The organism is Streptomyces sp. NPDC055099 (genome assembly GCF_053607685.1).
On sequence record NZ_JBSGUA010000003.1, the window covers coordinates 517,186 to 536,870 of the forward strand.

Annotated in this window: 18 protein-coding genes; 5 read left to right on the forward strand and 13 right to left on the reverse strand. The window is 72.5% G+C overall.

The features are described from left to right. Window positions 1-78 precede the first annotated feature (78 nt). On the forward strand, window positions 79-1,368 hold the full coding sequence (locus ACWFRU_RS10265; protein ID WP_453685663.1) for a sensor histidine kinase: 1,290 nt from the start codon (window positions 79-81) through the stop codon (window positions 1,366-1,368). On the opposite strand, the gene ACWFRU_RS10270 is transcribed toward ACWFRU_RS10265, so the two are convergent. From ACWFRU_RS10270 to ACWFRU_RS10310, 9 genes are all read right to left on the reverse strand, one after another. Further along, window positions 1,339-2,094: a thioesterase II family protein gene (locus ACWFRU_RS10270; RefSeq protein WP_453685664.1), complete on the reverse strand. Its 756-nt coding sequence runs from the start codon at window positions 2,092-2,094 to the stop codon at window positions 1,339-1,341. The genes ACWFRU_RS10265 and ACWFRU_RS10270 overlap by 30 nt on opposite strands. Continuing rightward, window positions 2,091-2,717, reverse strand: a complete 627-nt coding sequence (locus ACWFRU_RS10275) for a hypothetical protein (RefSeq protein ID WP_453685665.1) — start codon at window positions 2,715-2,717, stop codon at window positions 2,091-2,093. Before ACWFRU_RS10275 ends, ACWFRU_RS10270 begins: the two co-directional genes overlap by 4 nt. A 21-nt stretch (window positions 2,718-2,738) precedes the next feature. Continuing rightward, window positions 2,739-4,742 (reverse strand): ABC transporter ATP-binding protein, encoded by a 2,004-nt coding sequence (locus ACWFRU_RS10280; protein ID WP_453685666.1) that lies wholly within the window; start codon window positions 4,740-4,742, stop codon window positions 2,739-2,741. Window positions 4,743-4,779: 37 nt separating this feature from the next. After that, window positions 4,780-5,796, reverse strand: coding sequence for an NAD-dependent epimerase/dehydratase family protein (locus ACWFRU_RS10285; RefSeq protein ID WP_453685667.1), 1,017 nt, complete (start codon window positions 5,794-5,796; stop codon window positions 4,780-4,782). After that, window positions 5,793-6,734, reverse strand: a complete 942-nt coding sequence (locus ACWFRU_RS10290) for a phytanoyl-CoA dioxygenase family protein (protein WP_453685668.1) — start codon at window positions 6,732-6,734, stop codon at window positions 5,793-5,795. The genes ACWFRU_RS10285 and ACWFRU_RS10290 overlap by 4 nt, the downstream gene beginning before the upstream one ends. A gap of 17 nt (window positions 6,735-6,751) precedes the next feature. Continuing rightward, entirely contained in the window at window positions 6,752-7,642 is an 891-nt protein-coding gene (locus tag ACWFRU_RS10295; protein WP_453685669.1) for a phytanoyl-CoA dioxygenase family protein, read from the reverse strand. After that, window positions 7,639-10,944, reverse strand: a complete 3,306-nt coding sequence (locus ACWFRU_RS10300) for a lantibiotic dehydratase (protein WP_453685670.1) — start codon at window positions 10,942-10,944, stop codon at window positions 7,639-7,641. Before ACWFRU_RS10300 ends, ACWFRU_RS10295 begins: the two co-directional genes overlap by 4 nt. Before the next feature lie 55 nt (window positions 10,945-10,999). Further along, window positions 11,000-12,415: a lanthionine synthetase C family protein gene (locus ACWFRU_RS10305; RefSeq protein WP_453685671.1), complete on the reverse strand. Its 1,416-nt coding sequence runs from the start codon at window positions 12,413-12,415 to the stop codon at window positions 11,000-11,002. Between the two features lie 130 nt (window positions 12,416-12,545). Next, complete coding sequence (locus ACWFRU_RS10310) at window positions 12,546-12,737, reverse strand: FDLD family class I lanthipeptide (RefSeq protein WP_365818900.1); 192 nt, start codon at window positions 12,735-12,737, stop codon at window positions 12,546-12,548. 158 nt (window positions 12,738-12,895) lie between these two features. Here ACWFRU_RS10310 and ACWFRU_RS10315 point away from each other — a divergent pair, with 158 nt between their 5' ends. Beyond that, window positions 12,896-13,822 carry an LLM class F420-dependent oxidoreductase gene (locus tag ACWFRU_RS10315; protein WP_453685672.1) on the forward strand — a complete coding sequence of 309 codons (927 nt, stop codon included), beginning with the start codon at window positions 12,896-12,898 and terminating at the stop codon, window positions 13,820-13,822. A gap of 158 nt (window positions 13,823-13,980) precedes the next feature. Then, the gene (locus ACWFRU_RS10320) at window positions 13,981-14,433 is read left to right on the forward strand and encodes a hypothetical protein (RefSeq protein WP_453685673.1); all 453 of its coding nucleotides are present in this window, start codon (window positions 13,981-13,983) and stop codon (window positions 14,431-14,433) included. 45 nt (window positions 14,434-14,478) lie between these two features. Here ACWFRU_RS10320 and ACWFRU_RS10325 read toward each other — a convergent pair whose 3' ends face one another. Continuing rightward, window positions 14,479-15,210: a class I SAM-dependent methyltransferase gene (locus ACWFRU_RS10325; RefSeq protein ID WP_453685674.1), complete on the reverse strand. Its 732-nt coding sequence runs from the start codon at window positions 15,208-15,210 to the stop codon at window positions 14,479-14,481. Between the two features lie 193 nt (window positions 15,211-15,403). On the opposite strand from ACWFRU_RS10325, the gene ACWFRU_RS10330 reads away from it, so the two are divergent. Continuing rightward, window positions 15,404-16,075 (forward strand): response regulator, encoded by a 672-nt coding sequence (locus ACWFRU_RS10330; protein ID WP_453685675.1) that lies wholly within the window; start codon window positions 15,404-15,406, stop codon window positions 16,073-16,075. Between the two features lie 42 nt (window positions 16,076-16,117). Here the strand turns inward: ACWFRU_RS10330 and ACWFRU_RS10335 are convergent, their stop codons facing one another. Beyond that, window positions 16,118-17,137, reverse strand: coding sequence for a Gfo/Idh/MocA family protein (locus tag ACWFRU_RS10335; RefSeq protein ID WP_453685676.1), 1,020 nt, complete (start codon window positions 17,135-17,137; stop codon window positions 16,118-16,120). Window positions 17,138-17,264: 127 nt separating this feature from the next. Here ACWFRU_RS10335 and ACWFRU_RS10340 point away from each other — a divergent pair, with 127 nt between their 5' ends. Then, a complete protein-coding gene (locus tag ACWFRU_RS10340) occupies window positions 17,265-18,014 on the forward strand; it encodes a GntR family transcriptional regulator (RefSeq protein ID WP_453685884.1) in 750 nt (249 codons plus the stop codon). A gap of 70 nt (window positions 18,015-18,084) precedes the next feature. On the opposite strand, the gene dps is transcribed toward ACWFRU_RS10340, so the two are convergent. After that, on the reverse strand, window positions 18,085-18,645 hold the full coding sequence (dps, locus tag ACWFRU_RS10345; protein ID WP_453685677.1) for a DNA starvation/stationary phase protection protein Dps: 561 nt from the start codon (window positions 18,643-18,645) through the stop codon (window positions 18,085-18,087). A 121-nt stretch (window positions 18,646-18,766) separates the two neighbouring features. After that, complete coding sequence (locus tag ACWFRU_RS10350) at window positions 18,767-19,633, reverse strand: SigB/SigF/SigG family RNA polymerase sigma factor (protein ID WP_453685678.1); 867 nt, start codon at window positions 19,631-19,633, stop codon at window positions 18,767-18,769. Window positions 19,634-19,685 lie beyond the last annotated feature (52 nt).

Consider the following 19,685-nt stretch of genomic DNA (forward strand, 5'->3'; position numbering starts at 1 on the left):
CTCCGTGTGCGCGACTTTGGTAGCCGATCACGCCCGGAGGGCACCCGACGCCCCCGGCAGTGCGTAGATTTGTCGACCATGAGCGGCAACCAGCCTCCGTCGGACCCCTCGGCCTCCTTGGCGAGGCGTCCCTGGGCGCTGCCCTCGGCCGTGGCCGGTGAGTTCGACCCGGACCACGCGGCGCAGCAGGGCAAGCGCAGGCCCCGGCGGACCGCGCGGGACTGGCTGGTCGACTTCGCCTGCTTCGCCTCCGCCGTCGTCATCGGCCTGGTCGGCGCCGACGCGGTCAGCAGCAATCCGAACGTCTCGCACGGTGCGGCCGAGGCCGACCAGCTGATCGGCGCGCTCGCCTGCGCCGCCGTCTGGCTGCGCAGGCGCTGGCCGGTCGGCCTCGCCGCCGCCCTGGTCCTTGTCAGCCTGGTCTCGGACACCGCGGGCGGCGCGGGCGCCGTCGCGCTGTTCAGCCTCGCGGTGCACCGGCCCTTCCGGTACGTCGGCTGGATCGGCGGGGTCTCGATCTGTCTGATGCCGTTCATCTACTGGATGCGGCCCGACGCCGACCTGCCCTGGCTGGTTGCCGTCCTCATCGGCATGCTGATCAACGCCTCCGTCATCGGCTGGGGCATGTTCGTGCGCTCGCGCCGCCAACTCCTGCTGAGCCTTCGCGACCGGGCGATCCGCGCCGAGAACGAGGCGGCGCTCCGCGCCGAACAGGCCCAGCGCCTGGCCCGCGAGTCCATCGCCCGCGAGATGCACGACGTGCTGGCCCACCGGCTCACCCTGCTCAGCGTGCACGCGGGCGCCCTGGAGTTCCGCCCGGACGCGCCACGCGAGGAGATCGTCCGCGCCGCCGGTGTCATCCGGGAGAGCTCGCACGAGGCGCTGCAGGATCTGCGCGAGGTGATCGGCGTCCTGCGTGGCGGCAGCGACGGCGAGGCATCGGGCCGGCCGCAGCCCACCCTCACCGCCCTGGAGACCCTGGTCGCGGAGTCACGCGACGCGGGCATGAAGGTCGCACTCGACCACCGCGTCACCGACCCGGCCGCCGTGCCCGCCGCCGTGGGCCGCACCGCCTACCGCATCGCCCAGGAGGGCCTGACCAACGCCCGCAAGCACGCCCCCGGCGCCGAGGTGACCGTCACGGTGTCCGGCGCCCCCGGCGAAGGCCTCACCCTGACGGTGCGCAACCCGCCGCCGCCCGGCGACGTGCCCGACGTCCCCGGTTCCGGCCAGGGACTGATCGGCCTCACGGAACGGGCCACGCTCGCGGGCGGCCGCATCGAGCACGGGACCGCGAAGGACGGCGGCTTCCGCGTCGACGCCTGGCTGCCGTGGGACTCAGCCGCCGGTCGCGGCGGCGAGCTGTGAGCGCAGCAGTGCGGCCACGGCCACCGTCTCGCCGTTGAGATAGAAGTGGCCGCCGGGGAAGACCTCCAGGCCGAACCCCTGGGTGGTGTGCTCGCCCCAGGCCCGTACGTCGTCGAGCGGTGCCTTCGGGTCGTCCGCGCCGGCCAGCGCGAGCACCGGACAGTCGAGCCGCTTGCCGCCGGTGTGCCGGTAGGTCTCGATGGCGCGGTAGTCGGCGCGCAGCGACGGCAGGATCATCCGGCGCACGTCCGGGTCGGCCAAGAGCGCGCTGTCGGTGCCCGCGAGGCTCGCCACCTCCCGCAGCAGGGCGTCGTCGTCCCGCAGGTGCACGTTCTCCTCGCGGAAGCGCGAGGGGGCCCGGCGCCCCGAAGGGAAGAGCCGCAGCGGGACGGTGCCGTCGGCCGCGAGCCGCAGCGCCACCTCGAAGGCCACGATCGCGCCCATGCTGTGGCCGAAGAGCGCCAACGGCTTGCCGGTCCACGGCTTCAGCGCCTCGTACGCCTGGTCGGCGAGGTCGGTGACGCTCTCCAGGGACGGCTCCGCGCTGCGGTCCTGGCGGCCGGGGTACTGCACCGACAGGACGTCGACGTCCGGGGCGAGGCGCCCCGTGAGGCCGTGGAAGTAGCTGGCCGAACCGCCCGCGTGCGGGAAGCAGATCAGTCGGCAGAGCGCCTGCGGTGCCGGTTTGAAGCGCCGTATCCAGTCGTTCTCCGGTTCCTTGCTCACAGCACACCGTCCTTTCCGGTCAGCGGGACTTCCCGCAGGTCGCTCAGGACGACCAGTTGTGTCTCGGCCAGCATCCCGGCGAGGGCCGCCGGTGCCGTGCCCTCGTAACCGCACCCCGTCCAGCGCGGCTCCCCGCCGCCGGGCGGGTGGTAAAGCCCGGCCACGCCCCACCGCGTGACCTGCCCGGCCTCCAGGGCGGTGGCGCCCGCGTCCCGCAGATGCGGGCAGTGCTCGCCGGCGAGCGCCCAGCAGGAGCGGCAGGTGGGGGGAGTCCCGGTGGTGTGCAGGCGTTTGGGGCGGCTGCCGTACTCGCCCGCGGGCAGCAGCCAGGGCAGGCGGCCGTCCCGTGGAGTGATCGGCTCGCCGCACACCTGGCAGAGCATGCGGCGCATGCACTCCCGCTGGCGGCGGGCGTGGGTCTGGGAGAACAGCGGGCGGCCCTCGCCGCGCGGGCCGAGGTGACGCATCCACAGGACGCCGTGCTCGTCGCGGTCCTCGGGTTCCTCGCGCTCGTAGTGGACGGCGCCGCTGACCGGATCGACGCGCACCGGTTCCAGCCGGGACTCGCCCTCCCAGAGGGCGACCCAGGGCACCAGGGCGGCCGGGCTTGTCGGCCTTGTCATGACGGGATCGCTCTCCTGTGGCTAGACGACGGGTGTGGTGGGGCGCGGCAGGGCGAGCGGGTGGCCGTTCGACTCGCCGTTCGGCTGGTCCGTGCGGTAGGCCTCGGCCTGGAGGTTGTAGAGATCCGCGTACAGGCCCTCGGCCGCCATCAGCTCCTCGTGCGTGCCGCTCGCGGTCACCCGGCCGTCGGCGAGCACGTAGATGCGGTCCGCGTACCGGACGTTGGCCAGGCGGTGGGTGATCAGGACGACCGTGCGGTCCTCGGCGTGACCGCCGATCGCCCGGAACAGTTCGTGCTCGGCCCGCGCGTCGAGCGCCGCGCTCGGCTCGTCGCAGATCAGCAGCCGCGCGTCGCGGTAGAAGCCGCGCGCCGCCGCGAGGCGCTGCCACTGTCCGCCCGACAGCTCGCGGCCGTTCTCGAACCGCTTGTCCAGGAGCGTGTCGTAGGCCTGCGGGAGCCGGTCGATGAACTGGTCGGCGCCCGACTCGGCCGCCGCGCCGCGCATCCGCCGCTCCTCGCCGCCGTCGCCCATCGAGATGTTCTCGCGCGCCGTGAGCGGCCAGTTGGTGGGGTTCTGCGCCACGACCGCGATGTGTTCCCACAGTTGGGAGCGGTCGGCTTCGGCGAGTGACGTGTCGTCCCAGAGCACGGCCCCGCTGTCCGGCGTGTAGAGACCCGCGAGCATCTTGGCCAGCGTGGTCTTGCCGGAGCCGTTCTCCCCCACGAGGGCGATGACCTCACCCCTGGCGATCTCGATGGACGTGTGCGAGAGGGCGGGCGACGAGGCGCCGGGATAGCTGAACGTCACGTCCCGCACGGTGATCCGCTCGAACGACGAGGGCGCCGCGCGCTTCTCGGACAGGGTGAGGACGCGCTCGGCCTCGGTGCAGAAGTCCAGGTAGTCGCAGAAGTACAGGCCCTCGGTGTAGAGCCTGTTCATCTCCTGCACCAGCAGGTGCAGGGACTCCTTGCCGCTGCGGATGGCAAGCACCGCCGCGCCCGCGACCTCCAGCGGGATCGCCCCGGCACCGAGCAGCAGCCCGAGCGCCACATACGTGGCCGCGGTGGCGACCCCGCTCATGGCGTCCCCGGCCAGGCGCACCCCGGTCTCCTTGCGCGCGAGGTCGATCTGCACGTCGCGCTCGACCGTCGCCACCCGGTCGTACTGCCGCAGCAGGAAGTCCCGCATCGTGAAGGACCGCACGTCGGCGGCCGACCTGCGGTCCGTCATCAGCTCGAACATGATCCACTTGCGGCGGCGGCTCGCGATCAGATCCCACAGCGCGCGATAACGCATCCGCGCCGAGCGCACCGCCGCCCACCAGTCGGGCGCGGCGGTGACGAGCAGCAGCGGCAGCAGCACCGGGTGCAGCACGCCCAGCGTCACGGCCACCGCGGCCAGGCCCACCAGATTGCTGAACACCTCGAGGGTGGCGCGGGCGGTGACGGGCGCGTTCGCCGTCCCGCGCTCGCGAGCCCGCTGCAGGCTGTCGTGGAACCGCGCGTCGTCGTACGACGCCAGGTCCACCTGCGTGGTCAGTTCGATGAGCCGCAGCTCGACCGCTCGCTCGATGCGGGGGATGAGGCGCGCCTGCGCCCACGCGGCCGCCGCCTGGAACCCGGACCGCAGCGCGAGGGCGAGCGCCACGAGCAGCAGGGAGGGAAGCGCATCGCGTACCCGGTCCGGGGTGGGGCCCCCGGTGAACAGGGACTGCATCACCGAGGTGGTGGCCAGCAGGCCGAGCGAGAGGAAGCCGCCCGAGACGGCGTTCAGGACGATGGCCGCCGACGTGTCGAACCGGCTGGTCCGCCAGGCGAGCCGCAGGACGTGCCCGATCAGCGCGGGCAGGCCGCTCGCCATGGCCCAGAACCCCGCGGAGAAGAGGTTCGCCTCGTTCATCTCCCAGGGTTCCTTGGCGAGTTCCGGGGTGCTGGGCGCGGTGGCGTCCGGCGCGTCCCGCTGCCCGGCGTTCCCTCCGCTCCGGTCGGAGCGGCGCGAGGGCCTGATCCGCCTGATCCGCATGCTTCTCCCTTCCTGCCGTGGTGGGGGCTCCCGCTGTCTACGGAGCTGTTTGCGGGGCTGTCGCGCGCCGGCCGAGCCAGTCGTCGATGAGTGCTCGCTCCCGTTCGGCGGAGAAGGCGCCGCCCTCCGCCTCGCCCGCCGGTGTGTCGCGCAGCTCGGCCCAGGTGTCCTCGACCGTCTCGCCGAGCGGGCGGCACGACAGGCCCGCGGCGTACGCGGCGGCGGCGTCCACCGTCCACAGGTGGGCGTAACCCGGGGTGTCGTGCGGCGTCCACAGCGGCAGGTCGAGCCAGGGGCGCACCCCGGCGGCGGTCAGGAAGCGGTCGTCGGCCCACACCGGCTCGGCGCCCGCCCCGGTGGCGGCGACGCAGGCGTCCATGAGCCCGCCCCGCGTCGTACTCCCCAGCGGGCCCGCCGCGTTGAGACTGCCGGTCCTGCCTTCCCGCGCGCAGGCGAGCAGCCAGGACGCCACATCACGGCAGTCAAGGAGCTGGACCGGATCGCCGGGGTCGCCGCCCGCGAGGAACCGTCCGCCGCGCGCGGCCCGCAGCAGCCAGCCGCGCACCGGCCCCGCGTCGTCGCGCGGCCCGGTGATGATGCCGGGGCGCACGATCAGGGCCCGGTCGCCGAAGGCCGCGCGGACCGCCCGCTCGCAGCCCGCCTTCAGCGTCCCGTATCCCGTGTCATCGAGGCCCGCGTCCGCCGGGCAGTCACGGGGCGCCAGTTCGTCGGACGCGGGCTGCGCGGGCCAGGGCAGCGCGGCGAGCGACGAGACGTACAGATACGTGCCCGCCCGGTCGGCGAGGAGCCGCGCCGACCGGGCGACCGACGCGGGGACATGACCGCTGGTGTCGATCACGGCGTCCCAGCGGCCGGAGCCGAGGGCGGCCAGGCCGCCCTCGGTCTCCCGGTCGCCGCGCAGCGCCTCGGCCGCCGGATGGTCGGCTCCGGTCAGCCCCCGGTTGAACGTGGTGACGTGCCAGCCGCCGAGCACGGCGCGCTCGACGATGTGGCGGCCGAGGAAGCCCGTGCCGCCGAGCACCAGGAGCCTCACGCGGGGGCCTGTGGGGCGCTCGCCCCCGGCACCGGGCCGCCGGAGACCCCGTGCACCTCGTCGTCGGGGCTGCCGATCATGGCGAGCTCCCGCATCCGGGCGATGACCGGGGCCATCTTCGGGTCGCGCACGGCCTTCTCCACCCACCGCTCGTCATAGCGGGGGTAGGCCGTCGTGTCGTAGGCGGCGTCCGGGTCGACCGAGCCAGCGCTGTGGAAGAAGCGGCTGAACGCCGTCTCCTCCTCGTCGGTGGTCGGCTCGTTGGCGTAACTCACCGACCACTGCAGGCGGTCGACGCCGTTGATGCTGGCGTGCCACACCTGCCAGTCGAAGACGATGACATCGCCGCGCCGGGTCTCGGCCACGTCGAGCGGCAGCTCCGACACCTGCTTGCGGACGGCCTTCTCGCCCCACTCGTCCGCCCATATGCCGTACGTCTTCTTCCACGCGTCGGAGGCGGCGGAGAAGTCGGCGTGGTGCGAGCCGGGCAGGAAGCGCAGGGCGCCGGTGTCGGCGGTGAGCGGCTCCAGGTAGACGGCGAAGGTGACCCCGTGCATGCCCGGCATGCAGTCGCGGTGCAGCGGCGTCTGCGTGAACAGCAGGATGCTCTCGGCGAAGGTGGGCAGCGCGCGGGCGCCGACCAGATCGTTGGCGACGCCGTAGAACCGCTTGTCCTCCATGAGTTCGAGGCTGAATGGGGTGCGTTCGGTGCTCATCATCGGCAGCAGGTACGAGGGCAGCCCCTGGCCCTCGGGCCGTGCGCCCGCCAGATAGCCGAAGGCGTCGGCGTGACACCGCTCGACCTCGTCGGCGAGGCGGGTCATCTCGTCCTCGTCGAGGAGCTGCGGCAGGACGAGATAGCCGAACGTGTGGAAGAAATCGATCTGTTCCTTCGTCAGATACCGCTGGGTGTCGGGTCCTTGCTGGTCGTGGGTCATGCCGGGAACCTCCTCCATTACGAGAACCTCTTTCGTGCCTGTGCCACCCGGGCACGTGCTTCGGTGCATTCCTCCGCGTGCTCCTCGTCGGCACGCCGCCACGCCTCCCACGCCGACCGCTCGGGGGTGGTGAAGCCCGCGTTCTGCCGCCGGTCGAACATCTCGTCCTCGCCGAAGAGGCGCAGCGTCCGCCGGTCCCGCGTCTTGCGTGCCGTCGCGACGATCGCCCGGACGTTGGGTCCGGCGTAGGACTCGTCGTGGCGCATGGCCGAGGTGTTGTAGCCGATGCCGAGGAACTGCCGCCGCCCCTCGCTCACGCTGTGCGTGCCGGAGTGCAGCAGGTTGTGGTGGATGAGGACGACGTCCCCCGGCGTGGTGTGCAGCAGCACCTCGTCCTCGTGCGGCTCCTCCAGGCGGTCCTCGGGGATGCTCACGGGGATGCGGTGGGAGCCGGGGATGACCCGCAGCGGGCCGTACTCGATGGTCATCTCCTGGAGGTACGCGAAGCAGATGACCAGCAGCGGCTTCATGTACGAGCCGTTCGGGAAGTACCCGAACCGGTCCCGGTGCCAGTGCACGGGCCGCCCCTTCGCCTCCGGGTCCTCGGCGTCGGCGCTGAACAGGACGGTGCTGTCCAGCTGCACGGCCGGTCCCATCACGGCCTCCGCCAGGTCCAGGAGCGCGGGGCGGGTGACCGCGCCGAGCGCCACCCGGGGGCTGCGCTCGACGAGATGGCCGACGATCAGCGGAGGGTCCTCACGGCCGTGCACGAACTGCCAGTCGTCCGCGCCCTCGTCGTAGAGCCGCCGGAACGCGGCGACCTCGTCCTTGCCGAAGACTTGGGGCAGGACCACATAGCCGTCCTCGCGGAACGCCCGTACGCGGTCGGCGAGTTCGTTGTCGCTCATGGTGATGTCACCTCCGTGCGGTCGGGACGCTGTTCCAACGCGTCCAGCGCCTTGCGCCAGAACGCGTAGATCTTCCGCTCGCGGCTCGGGCCGATGCCGCACACCCGGTTGACGTGCATGTGGACCAGGCTGGCGAGGATCTCCCGGGGGTCCTGCCAGAGGGAGCCCTCGCGGTGCAGCTCGTTCAAGACGCGTGCTGTGTCGGCCAGTTGGGCGTACGGCTCGGTCATGGCGAGCAGGAGGCGGCGGCGCGGGTCGTCGGCAGGGCGCCGCCAGGGGCGCAGGAGCTCGCAGAGTTCGGTGCGGTGCGGCTTGAAGGCGTCGCTGAACTCGTCCTTGTCGGAGCGGGCCCGGATGAAGGCGAGCCGCTCCTCGAAGTCGAGCCCCCACGCCTCGGCGAGACGGTCCAGGCAGAACGCGGTCGTCACGGCGGGGTCGAGGCGCAGCGCCCCGGCCTGCCGTGCGGCCAGCACGGCCTGGCAGACCTCGCTGTCGGTGCCGAAAGCCCGCTCCACTGCGGTCATGGCGACGGGGCCGCCATAGCGCCACACCTCGGGGAAGTAGGTGTCGAAGCCGAACTTCCAGGCGAGCCCGGAGCGCACCACGTCGCCCGCCCATGCCGCGGTCCGCGCCAGGAGTTCCCCGCCCCGCCGGGCGTCCGCGGCCAACAGCCTTATGCGCAGGTGCGGTTCGGGGTCGGCGAAACGCATGAAGAACCAGTCGGCGAGCAGACCGTCGGCGCGCAGCGATGCCACGAACGGTGCGAGCGGGCCTGCGACGGCCTCGTCCTGGCGCTTGGCCGAGGTGTAGAGCTTGAGGTACACCCAGCCGTCGCCGGGCAGCGCGCGCAGTTCGTCGGCGGCCGGCGGACGCTCCGGGTATCGCGCGAGCCGTACCGGCAGCGGCTCGTCCGCGCCGGGCTTCGGCGGCGGCTCGGCCCGCGCGCGCCGCGTCACCGGCACCACGACCTCCGAGGTGTAGGTCCTGCCCTCGGTGTCCCGCAGCCAGTGCCGGTCGTTGGCCGGCAGCGCCTCCTGCACGGCGACGCGGCCAGGAGCCTTGGACTTCCGCAGCGCGGTGAGCAGTTCGGCCACGCACATGGGGTGCCGCAGGTCGAGCAGCAGCCGGTTGTCGAACTCGACCAGGTGGACCCAGCGCGGCACCCGCCAGCGCGCTCGCCACTCCTGGACGCCCCGGTACCAGCGCGTGCCGTCGTCCCCGGAACCCGTGGGAGCGACCGAGCCGTGCTGGAGAATCCACTGCGCCGGGCTGATGACGACCTTGCCCCGCACCAGACGCGGCAGGAACGGCGCGCTCTTGTACGGGCCCCAGTGGAAGGCCGCGAGCAACGGGTGGCGGTCCTGGCCGATCTCCAGCAGGAACCGGCACACGTTGGGCGCCTGGAGGTCGGTCAGGAGATGGCTCTGCCCGACCACGACCTCCTTGCCCAGGCGCCGCGAGCAGACGTAGAAGTGGCCGTCGTGCACGCCCACCATCAGGTCGGAGAGCGAGATCGTGCGGTCGTCGGGTACGGAGGCGGACGCGTTGACCACGATCTCGTAGTCGCGCAGCCCGGGGTGGACGACGACGTTGGCGGCCCGCCGCACCAGCGGCAGATAGCTCAGCTCGGCGAAGACGGCGTCCGGCCGCGCGGCCTCCTCGCGGCGCGCGCAGTGCCGCAGCGCCCCGGTCACCTCGGACGGCAGCACATCGGTGAACCTGCCGAACGTACGCCCGCCGTCCGCGAGCGGCGTCGGACACAGCACCGCACGCCAGTCGTCACCCTCCAGGGCGGCGGCGTCGGATGCCTGCAACTGCAGGTAGACGTCCAGGACTTCGGGCGCCCGGGGGCCGGTCTCCGGGCGCCAGGTGGAGAGCGTGTCCAGGAGGTCGTCGGTGAGTTCGATCTCCTGCGCGCCACTGCGCAGCGCCTCGGACACCAGGCCGCACAGGGCGACGTCACGGTGCGGGTTCAGGGGCGCCGGCGGCGCCTGGCGGGGCGGGTCGGGCAGCGGCTCGGTGTAGGTCGCGGGAGGGCCGAGGCCCGACTCGGCGTCGAGGAGTTCGAGCAGCGGCACCTGCGCGTCCTCGCCGTAGCGCTGCGCGAAGTCGTCGTGGTAGCCGCGCAGATGCTGGAATCCGGAGGGGAAGAGCCCGAGACGCAGGAGCACGTCGGCGGCGTCCGCCGCGGCGTCGCCGACGCCCCGCGGGAGGCGCTCGCCCACGGTGTTCAGGGCCATGTCGACCTGGAAGGGCGGCGCGCTCGACTCGTGGACGCCCGTCTGGTGGCGGTGCAGCTCGGCGAAGAGACGCTCACGGTCGGCGGGCTCAGCCGCCTGGGTGCGCCCCGCGAGGTCGAGGGCCGTGCCGAGCGCGGCCCGCAGCCGCGCCGTGCGGGGGCCGTCCGGCAGCCGGGCCGCGAAGGTCTCGGCGGCACGGGAATCGCTCAGCGCGGGCCGCAGGTCGCTCATCAGGAACCGGTTGGCCCACAGCTTCCGCAGCAGCGCGTCGATCTTCTGCTCGCCGGCCTGCGGCAGATCGCGGACCAGACCGGCCCGCAGCTCGGCGTACGGGAGCGGGCGTCCGGCCCGGCGCAGCACCTCCAGGACGACCGAGGTGGCGCGCAGGGTGATGGAGCGGGTGTCGCGCGTGCCGTAGATGTCGGCGACCGGCAGCACGAGACGGTCACCGGCGACGTGGGCCGTCGGGTTGGCGACGACCCCGAGGTGCTCCGGCGCGTCCGCGTCGCGCTCGACCTCTTCCACGAGCGCCATCAGCCAGTTCATGTCCGGCCTGGTGCGCACGGCCCCGGTCACGGGCAGGCCCAGACGCAGCGTCTCCCCGCCCGCGTCGGCCCCCTGTGCCGCGGGGTCGGTGAACCGCCCGGCGGCGACGCCCGCGAAAAGGCCGAAGGGAGTGGCGCGCGTGCTCATCCGCGTCAGATAGCGCAGCAGGCTGCGGTAGGTGCGCTCGGTCCGCCGCTCCGAAGTGCCGCCCGCGTCGAGGCAGTCGACCGCGGCGAGCAGCGGCGGGCTCGCGACCGCGAGCGCCTGCCTGACCTCGGCGTCGGCCGCGTGCTTGCGCAGCAGCTCCCGGGTCCGGTCGCCCGCTGCGTGCAGGGCGGACTCCAGCTCCGCGCCGTGCGGCCCCTCGGGTACGTCGTCGGCGGGGGCCGTGAGCCGGTGGAAGGAGCCCAAGGGCAGGGCGGGCGCGCGCAGCAGGAAGAAGCCCGCGGGTTCGTAGGTGGCGTCGGGCCCGGAGGCGGACGGGGGAGGGGGTGTGCCCTGGTCGTGCCGGCTCATGGGTACGTGATTCCTGCCTTTCGGTCTACGTGGGTCCACCGCGCCGCCCGCCCGGTCACGACATCAGCAGCGCCCGGTCCCAGGACGGCGCGACCGGGGTGGCCGCGGCGAGCAGGGCGAGCGCCACGCCTGCCGCGCCGGTGAGGAACCCCGGATCGTCGACGAACACGCCGGGCTGTTCCTCGTCGCGGAAGCACAGGGGCGCCTCCGGGTCGAAGAGGTCGAGGATCTGCTCGGTCAGGTCGGCAATGTGGTCCTGGAGCGGGGAGTTGGGGTCTCCCTGGGCCATGCGCAGGCACACCATCAGCAGGCCCGCCACGCCGTGGCAGAGGGAGGGCGAGGGGATGTGCCGCTCGGGCACCGGCCGGCCCAGCACGCTCTCCACGGCCTCGACCGCGAGCCGCCGCAGCTCCGGCGCCTCCAGGGCGTGCCCCGCGTGCCACAAGGCCATCGCGATGCCCGGCGCGCCGTAACACCAGCCCGCGCGCGACGGCGGCCGGGCGGTGGCCGCACCCCGCCCCGGCGGATCGTGCCGGCCCACGTGGTTGGGCCAGTTGACGCCCCAAGGGTCCTGTACGCGGTGGTCCACGACCCAGTCCGAGAGCGCCCGCACGGCCTGGCGCAGGCCAGAGGTGCGGTGGCCCGCCCGGCAGGCGAGCGAGAGAGCGGCCAGCGGCCCCGCGGCGCCGTGGGCCGCCCCGAGGTCGAAATAGCCCTGCGGGCACTCCTCCAGGAGCGCCGGGTCGACGGAGTCGGCGGGGGAGAGCAGCCGCCCGGCGCCGTCCCCGTCGGCGACACCGCTCAGGTAGCGGACCAGGAGCCCGGCAGCCTCCTCGCCCGCCGCGTTGTCGACACCGGTGGCCAGGAGCACGCCCAGGACCCCGGACGCGCCGGTGACCACGTCGTACAGATGGTCCTTCGTGTACGCCTGATCCCCCGTGTACGCCCCGGGCGCCTCGGACGGCTTCGACTGCCAGGGGCCGGACATCACTTGCCCAAGGAGCGCGGTCTGCACCTTGAGCGCCGTCGGCGCGTACCGCGGCTCCGTCTCGGCCGCCCCCGCGAGCACCAGGGCCAGACCACCCGTGCCGCCGTACAGCCCCGGACCGTGCAGCGGGCTCCGCGCCGTCGAGCGTGCGGAGAGCCCCAGGGCGGTGTGCAGGCGCTGCTCCCAGCCCTCGCCCGGCAGCGCGCGCGTGAGGTGCAGGAGCGCCAGGGCGATGCTCGGGAAACCGCAGGCCAGGGAGGGCCCCGCGAACTCGAACCGGTGGGAGCCGCGGGCGGCTTCGGCCGCGACGGCGAGCACCCGCTCCGGGTCGGCGAGCCGCAGGCCGACGGCCCGCGCGCATTCCACGGCCCGGTCCTGGAGGGCGCCGGACAGTGCGGGCCGCCACGGGGAAGCGTGCGGCGTGCCGGTGGCATCGGTGCTCTGCTGGTCCGTAGGGGCGGGTGCGCGCGGCGGCGATGGCATGGGCGTCCTCACGTACGGTCGGTGCCAGGGCTGGGACGAGCCACTGATGGACCGCGGCACGTCCCAGCCGCCGGCCTCCGTCAAGCGGAGTCATGTCGGCGGGAGCAAGCGGTCGCCCCCGGCGCTGCTGCTAGTTCCAGTACTCGGTGGGCATGTTCTGCATGAGCTCACCGGAGCAGCACTTGGTCCAGCGGCAGCTGTAGCGGTGGGTGCACCACCAGGCCATCGGGTCGGTGTCCTCCGTTCCGGCTTCCGGGACGTCGACCCGGATATCCAGATCGAATTCGTCCAGGGGTATGTCGATCAATTGCTGGGTTGTCATCGGTTGAGCCTCCAAGTCGATTGAGGCAGGACGATCAGTGACGCTAGAGACCCCGCTCACAGGCCGAAACCCCTATGTTGAACAAGGGGGATGCCCCTATCGGGAAGGGGCGTCGACTGGGGTAGCCAGGGTGGTTCCGCCCTGCCAGCCTCGACGCCATGCGCGGATTCCGGTTTTCCTTCAACATCTGTCAGGCGGATTCCCGAGAAGCCTTCGCCCAGAAGTGCCGGGAGAGTGAGGAGTACGGCTATGACGTAGTTCTGGCGGCCGATCACCTGGGAATGCTGGCGCCTTTTCCCGCACTGGTCGCCGCCGCGGACGCCACCGAACGGATGCGTGTCGGCACGCTGGTCCTGAACACCTCGTTCTGGAATCCGGCGCTGCTCTCCCGCGAGATCCTCAGCACCGACCTCCTCACCGGCGGGCGCCTCGAAGTGGGGCTCGGCGCGAGCCACATGCGCTGGCAGTTCGACGAGGCCGGCATCCCCTGGGATCCGATCGGCGTCCGCGCCGAGCGCCTGGAGACCACCGTCACCGAGCTGGAACGGCACTTCACCACGGAGGTCGGCGCCCCGCCCGAGGCGCGGGGCGAGTCACGGGCCGTGCAGCGGCGCGGATTCCACCGCACGGGGCCGCCGCTGCTCATCGGCGGGGTCGGCGACCGGGTGCTGCGCATCGCCGCCGAGCACGCCGACATCGTCAGCATCTCCGGTGTCCACCAGATGCCGGGCAAGCCCGCGGGAGCCTGCCGCCTCGGCTCGGCGGCCGAGGCCGCCGACCGGGTGCGCTTCGTCAGGGAACACGCGGGAGACCGGCTCCCGGACCTGGAGTGGCACATGCTGGCGCACGCCGTCGAGGTGACCAACGACCGGCGGGCCACGGCGGAGAAGCTGCTGACGCAGCTCGGCATGGGCATCAGCGTCGAGGACGCCCTGGAGACGCCGTACCTGCTCATCGGCACCGTCGACGAGATCGCCGAACAGCTGGTGACCAACCGCGAGAAGTACGGCTTCTCGTACATCACGGTCCACCAGCCCTACATCGAGACGTTCGCGCCCATCATCGAGAAACTGCGGGGCAGTTGACCGGCCGTACCCCCCCCCGCGGCCGGCGTGCCGAAGGCGCCTTCCGTCCGGTTCCCTCCCTCCGGACGGAAGGCGCCGCTCCATGGGCTCAGGCGTGAATCCGCCGATGGTACTGTCGCGGTGCAAATGCCCCTCTTGAGTGTGGAAGTGGGACGTACATGACCGAGCAGCGGCAGCCCTGGCTGAAGCGGCCGTCCTCCCTGGTCCTGCTGATCGGCGCGACTCTGCTCGCCGTCTGGATGGGAACGGTCATCGTCTCGATCGTGAACGAGGAGCCGGAGGGAGAGGCCTCGTTGGACGGCCTGCGCTCCGCCGTGCAACAGGCCCTGACCGACCGGGACGACGGCGAGTTCGGCCGGCTCGTCGACCCCGACAGCGCGGGCGAGGACTACGCCAAGAACTATGTGACCCGCCTCGGCGACGCCGACCCGCGACGCGTCCGCGCCACCGTGGCCAAGGGCGGCGGCGACCCGGTGGTCACCGTCACCGCCGACGCGGGGGCCAAGGGCACGGTGTGCACCGCGTGGGCCGCCGTCCGCAGCGACGACCGCTGGGTCCTCGACGCGGCACCGCCCGTCGGGCGCGAGAAGAACTGCGGCGCGGCAGGCTGACACTCACACGCGGCAGGCTGACGCACACACGCGCCGGGCTGACGCTCACACCCGCCGGGCCCGCGCCCACCACGCGGGGCTGTGCGCCACCCCGTAGGTGTCGGCGCCGCCGTCGGGGCTGAAGCGGCTGAGGTAGATCTCGCGCAGTTCCTCGGACGGCACGCACCCGAGCAGCGTGCCCCGGCGCAGCTCGCAGCTCGCCCAGCCTTCCGCCTTCAGGGAGCCGCGCAGCTCCTGGGCGGAGATGCGGAAGAGGTCGGGGTTCCCGGGCGGCAGCGCGTCCGAGAAGCACAGCAGGTGCAGATGAGCGCCGGGCGCGGTGGCCCGGTGCAGCGCTCGCAGATAGCGGGGCCGCTCCTCCCGGTCCAGGCAGTGGAACAGGGCGCTGTCGACGACGGTGTCGAACCGGCCGTCGTGGCCGCTGAGTCCGGTGAGGTCGGCGACGGTGAACGTGACGCCCGGAAAGCGCCCCCGCACGAGGTCCCGCGCCCTGCCGATCGCCTCGGGCGAGGAGTCGATGCCGGTGACCCTGTGCCCCCGCGAGGCGAGGAACGCGGCGTTCTGGCCGAAACCGCAGCCCGCGTCGAGCACTTCACCGCGGATGGTGCCCTCGCGGTCCCACTCGACGACGGCGGGCTGCACCTGGCCGATGTCCCACGGGGCGCGTTCGCCTGCGCTCTCGGGGGGTGCGCACAGGAGCTCGCCCTCACGGAAGGAGCCGCCCGGCGCGGCCTGTGCGGACCGCACGCGTGCGGAGAGCTGTTCGCTGTCGACCATGGCGCATACCTCCATGCCTCGGGCTGCCCAGCCGAGCCGACCTGCTTCCGCCGCGAGCCTAGATGCCCGCACCGGTGCTTCTCCAGGCGTACAAGCGCTTCTAGGGGGTGCTGTTCCGGCCCCCCTACCGCGGCCCGGCCCCACCCGTACGGCGGGCGTGATCGGGACCCCGAGATCTCGTTACTGTGGCCCCATGAACCCGATCCGCGTCCTTCTCGTCGACGACGACCCGCTGGTCCGTGCCGGTCTGTCCTTCATGATGGGTGGCGCGGACGACATCGAGATCGTCGGCGAGGCCGCGGACGGCTCCCAGGTGGCTCCGCTGGTCGGCGAGCTCCGCCCCGACGTCGTCCTGATGGACATCCGCATGCCGACGATGGACGGCCTCGCGGCGACGGAGGCCCTCCGCAAGCGCCCCGACGCACCCGAGGTCATCGTCCTCACGACCTTCCACGCCGACGAACAGGTGCTGCGGGCCCTGCGGGCGGGAGCGGCCGGGTTCGTCCTCAAGGACACCCCGCCCGCCGAGATCGTCGCGGCGGTACGGGCGGTCGCGGCGGGGGAGCCGGTGCTGTCCCCCACGGTGACGCAGCAGTTGATCACCCGCGTGACGGGCGTGGACCCCCAACAGGGCCGCCGGGAGCGGGCGTTGGCCCGTCTCGACCTGCTGGGGGAGCGGGAGAGGGAGGTGGCGGTCGCGGTGGGCCGGGGCGCGTCGAACGCGGACATCGCGGCGGAACTCTTCCTGAGCGTGGCCACGGTCAAGGCCCACGTCTCCCGCATCCTGACGAAGCTGGACCTCAACAACCGGGTGCAGATCGCGCTGTTGGCGCATGACGCGGGGCTGCTGGACGGGGTGGAGTAGCACCCTGAGGCCGGGGCCCGCCGGAGGGGCTCGGCGACGGGCTCAGCCCCCGTCGATCTCCGTCATGTGAACCAACCGCCGCTCCCTGCGCGACAGTTCGCACGCCTCAGCGACGCGCAGGGCCTCCAGCGCCTCACGGCCGTCGCAAGGGTTGGCCCGCACGCCCCGTACGACATCCACGAACGCCGCGAGTTCCGCCTCGTACGCGGGCGTGAAGCGTTCGAGGAAGCCGGGCCACGGCTTCTCTGGGGGCGGCGGGCCGGAGGGCTCCACGGACGACAGGGGAGTGCGGTCGTCGAAGCCGACCGCGATCTGGTCCTCCTCCCCGGCCAGTTCCATCCGTACGTCATAGCCCGCGCCGTTGCACCGCGTGGCCGTCGCCGTGGCGAGCGTGCCGTCGTCCAGGGTGAGGACCGCCGCGGCCGTGTCGACGTCGCCCGCGTCGCGGAACATCGAGGGACCGGCGTCCGACCCGGTCGCGTACACCTGCGTCACCTCGCGGCCCGTGACCCACCGCAGCATGTCGAAGTCATGGACCAGGCAGTCGCGGTAGAGCCCGCCGGAGAGCGGGAGATACGAGGCCGGCGGCGGCGCGGGATCGGAGGTCATCGCCCGGACGGTGTGCAGCCGCCCGAGCCGCCCCGACCGCACGGCCTCGCGCGCCGCCGCGTACCCCGCGTCGAACCGCCGCTGGAAGCCCAGTTGAAGCACCGTGCCCGCGGCCTCGACCTCCCGGAGCGCGGCGAGCGTACCGGGCAGATCCAGGGCGATGGGCTTCTCGCAGAAGACCGGAAGCCCCGCACGCGCCGCCTTGCCGATCAGCTCGGCGTGCGCGGAGGTCGCCGCGGTGATCACCACGGCGTCCACGGCGGCTGTCCGGCTGCTGCCCGTGAAGACGTCGTCCACCGACGGCGCGGAGGCCGCGCCGATCCGTGCGGCGAGCCCGGCGGCCCGCCCGGCGTCGGCGTCGGCGACGACCAGGGCGCCCACCTCCGGATGCCGCTGCAGAGCCGCAGAATGAAATGTGCCGATACGGCCCGTTCCGATCAGTCCGATGCGCATGGACCAACCCTCGCGACGCCCCGCGATCCTGTCAATCCTTTGTCCGGACAACAGAACTTCAGAACTTCCCGTCATCATTCCCTGCGACTACGCTCGCCACGTGCCCAAATCTGCCGACAAACCAGCCGTGGACCCGACCGTCTCGCTCCAGCTCGGCGTCGACCGCAGCAGCCCGGTCCCGCTGTACTTCCAGCTCTCCCAGCAGCTGGAGGCGGCGATCGAGCGCGGCGCCCTGACCCCGGGCACCCTGCTCGGCAACGAGATAGAGCTGGCCGGACGCCTCGGGCTCTCCCGGCCGACCGTCCGTCAGGCCATCCAGTCCCTCGTCGACAAAGGGCTGCTCGTGCGCCGCAGGGGCGTGGGCACCCAAGTGGTGCACAGCCAGGTCAAGCGCCCGCTGGAGCTCAGCAGCCTCTACGACGACCTGGAGGCGGCGGGCCAGCGACCCGAGACCCGCGTCCTGCGCAACACCGTCGAGCCCGCGTCCGCCGAGGTCGCGGCCAGGCTCGGCATCGCGGAGGGCGACGACGTCCACCTCGTCGAGCGGCTCCGTCTGGCGCACGGCGAGCCCATGGCGTGCCTGCGCAACCACATCCCCTCCGGTCTCCTCGCGCTGGACACCGCGCACCTGGAGGCGACCGGCCTCTACCGCCTGATGCGGGCCGCAGGCATCACCCTGCACAGCGCGCGCCAGTCCGTGGGGGCCCGCGCCGCCACCGCCGACGAGGGCGAGCAGCTCAGCGAACCCGCGGGAGCCCCGCTGCTCACGATGCAGCGCACGACCTTCGACGACACCGGCCGTGCGGTCGAGTTCGGCTCGCACATCTACCGGGCCTCGCGCTACTCCTTCGAGTTCCAGCTCCTCGTACGCCCGTAGGGGCAGACCGGCCGGACATGCGTCGGCGGGGCCGCGGTGCATGAACACCGCGGCCCCGCCGCAAGGGAGGTCACGCGCCGGAGGACTTCTCGGCTGCCTCGGTCTCGGTGGTTGCGCCGGCCGTGGTGAGGGTGCCGCCCGCCGTTTCCAGGTGGGCCCGGACGAACCACTGGAACTGCTCGAGGGCACGCAGCTGCTCGATCAGCAGGTCCTCGGTGGCGGGGTCGATCTCGCCGACCTTCTTGATGGCCGCGCGTACGTCCTGGATGACGCCGGTGTAGACGAGGTCCAGGGCGCCGAGGTGGGCGATGGCATCGGCGCGGCCCACGCTGTAGTCCTCCCACGTGCGCTCCTTGACCAGGGCGCCGGGAGTGCCGTGCGCGACGCCGCCCAGGGCGGCGAGGCGCTCGGCCGCGTCGTCGGCCAGGTCACGGACCCGGTCGACCTGCGGGTCGAGCATCTGGTGCACGGCGATGAAGTGCGGGCCGACCACGTTCCAGTGCACGTGCTTCAACGTGAGGTGGAGATCGTTGAGCGCGTGCAGGCGCTGCTGCAGCAGCTCGATGACCGTGCCGGCCTCCCGCACCGTGATGCCAGGGACGGTGTACTTGGGGGTGGCCTCGGAAGTCAACGGAGTGCCTCCTGTCTCGTGCGTTCTGTACAGGTTTGCGTTCTGTACGGGCTTATGTCCATCTGGTGCCCCGGACGGACGCCGCTACACCCGCCACTGCCCGGACGGCCGGAACGAGGGATCAGTCGTTGGCCATCAGCCCGGCGCGCAGCTTGCCCACGACGCGGGTGATCAGCCGGGAGACATGCATCTGCGAGTAGCCGAGCTCGTCGGCGATCTGCTGCTGGGTCCGCTCCTCGACGAAGCGCAGATGGATGAGCGTGCGGTCCCGCTCGTCCAGGTCGGCGATCAGCGGAGCCAGCGAATGGAAGTTCTCGACGAGCTCGAAGGACCGCTCGTCGACGCCGATGAAGTCGGCGAGCATCGTGTCGGACTCGTCGTCGGCGCCGCTGACCGCGGCGTTCAGGGAGACGGCGTTGTAGCCGTTGGAGGCCTTCTGCGCCTCGGCGACCTCGGAGGGCTTGAGCTGCATCAGTTCCGCCAGCTCGACCGTGGTGGGCAGGCGGCCCAGGCGGGTGCGCAACTCCTCGGTGGCCTTGGACAGTTCGAGGCGGGCCTCCTGAAGGCGGCGCGGCACGTGCACGGCCCAGGAGGTGTCGCGGAAGAACCGCTTGATCTCCCCGGTGATGTAGGGGACGGCGAAGGAGGTGAACTCGACTTCGCGGGTCAGCTCGAAGCGGTCGATCGCCTTGATCAGGCCGATGGTGCCGACCTGGATGATGTCTTCCATCTCCTGCTGCCCGCGGTGCTTGAACCGGGAGGCCGCGTAGTGCACGAGGGAGAGGTTCATCTCGATCAGGACGTTGCGCACGTACTGGTACTCGTGCGTGCCCTCCTCGAGCTGCGTGAGGCGGTCGAAGAAACGCTTGCCGACCTCCCGCGCGTCCCTCGGCGCGATGGAGGAGGGGTCCGTGTACGCGCGTTCAACGAGGTCATCCCCGGCCTTGGTGACCGGCTCCTGCGTCTGCTCCTGCGCCGCGGTGATCATGCGTTCCGCTCCTTGTTCAGTTCGAAACTTCCTTCGGCGACGGCCGTGTACC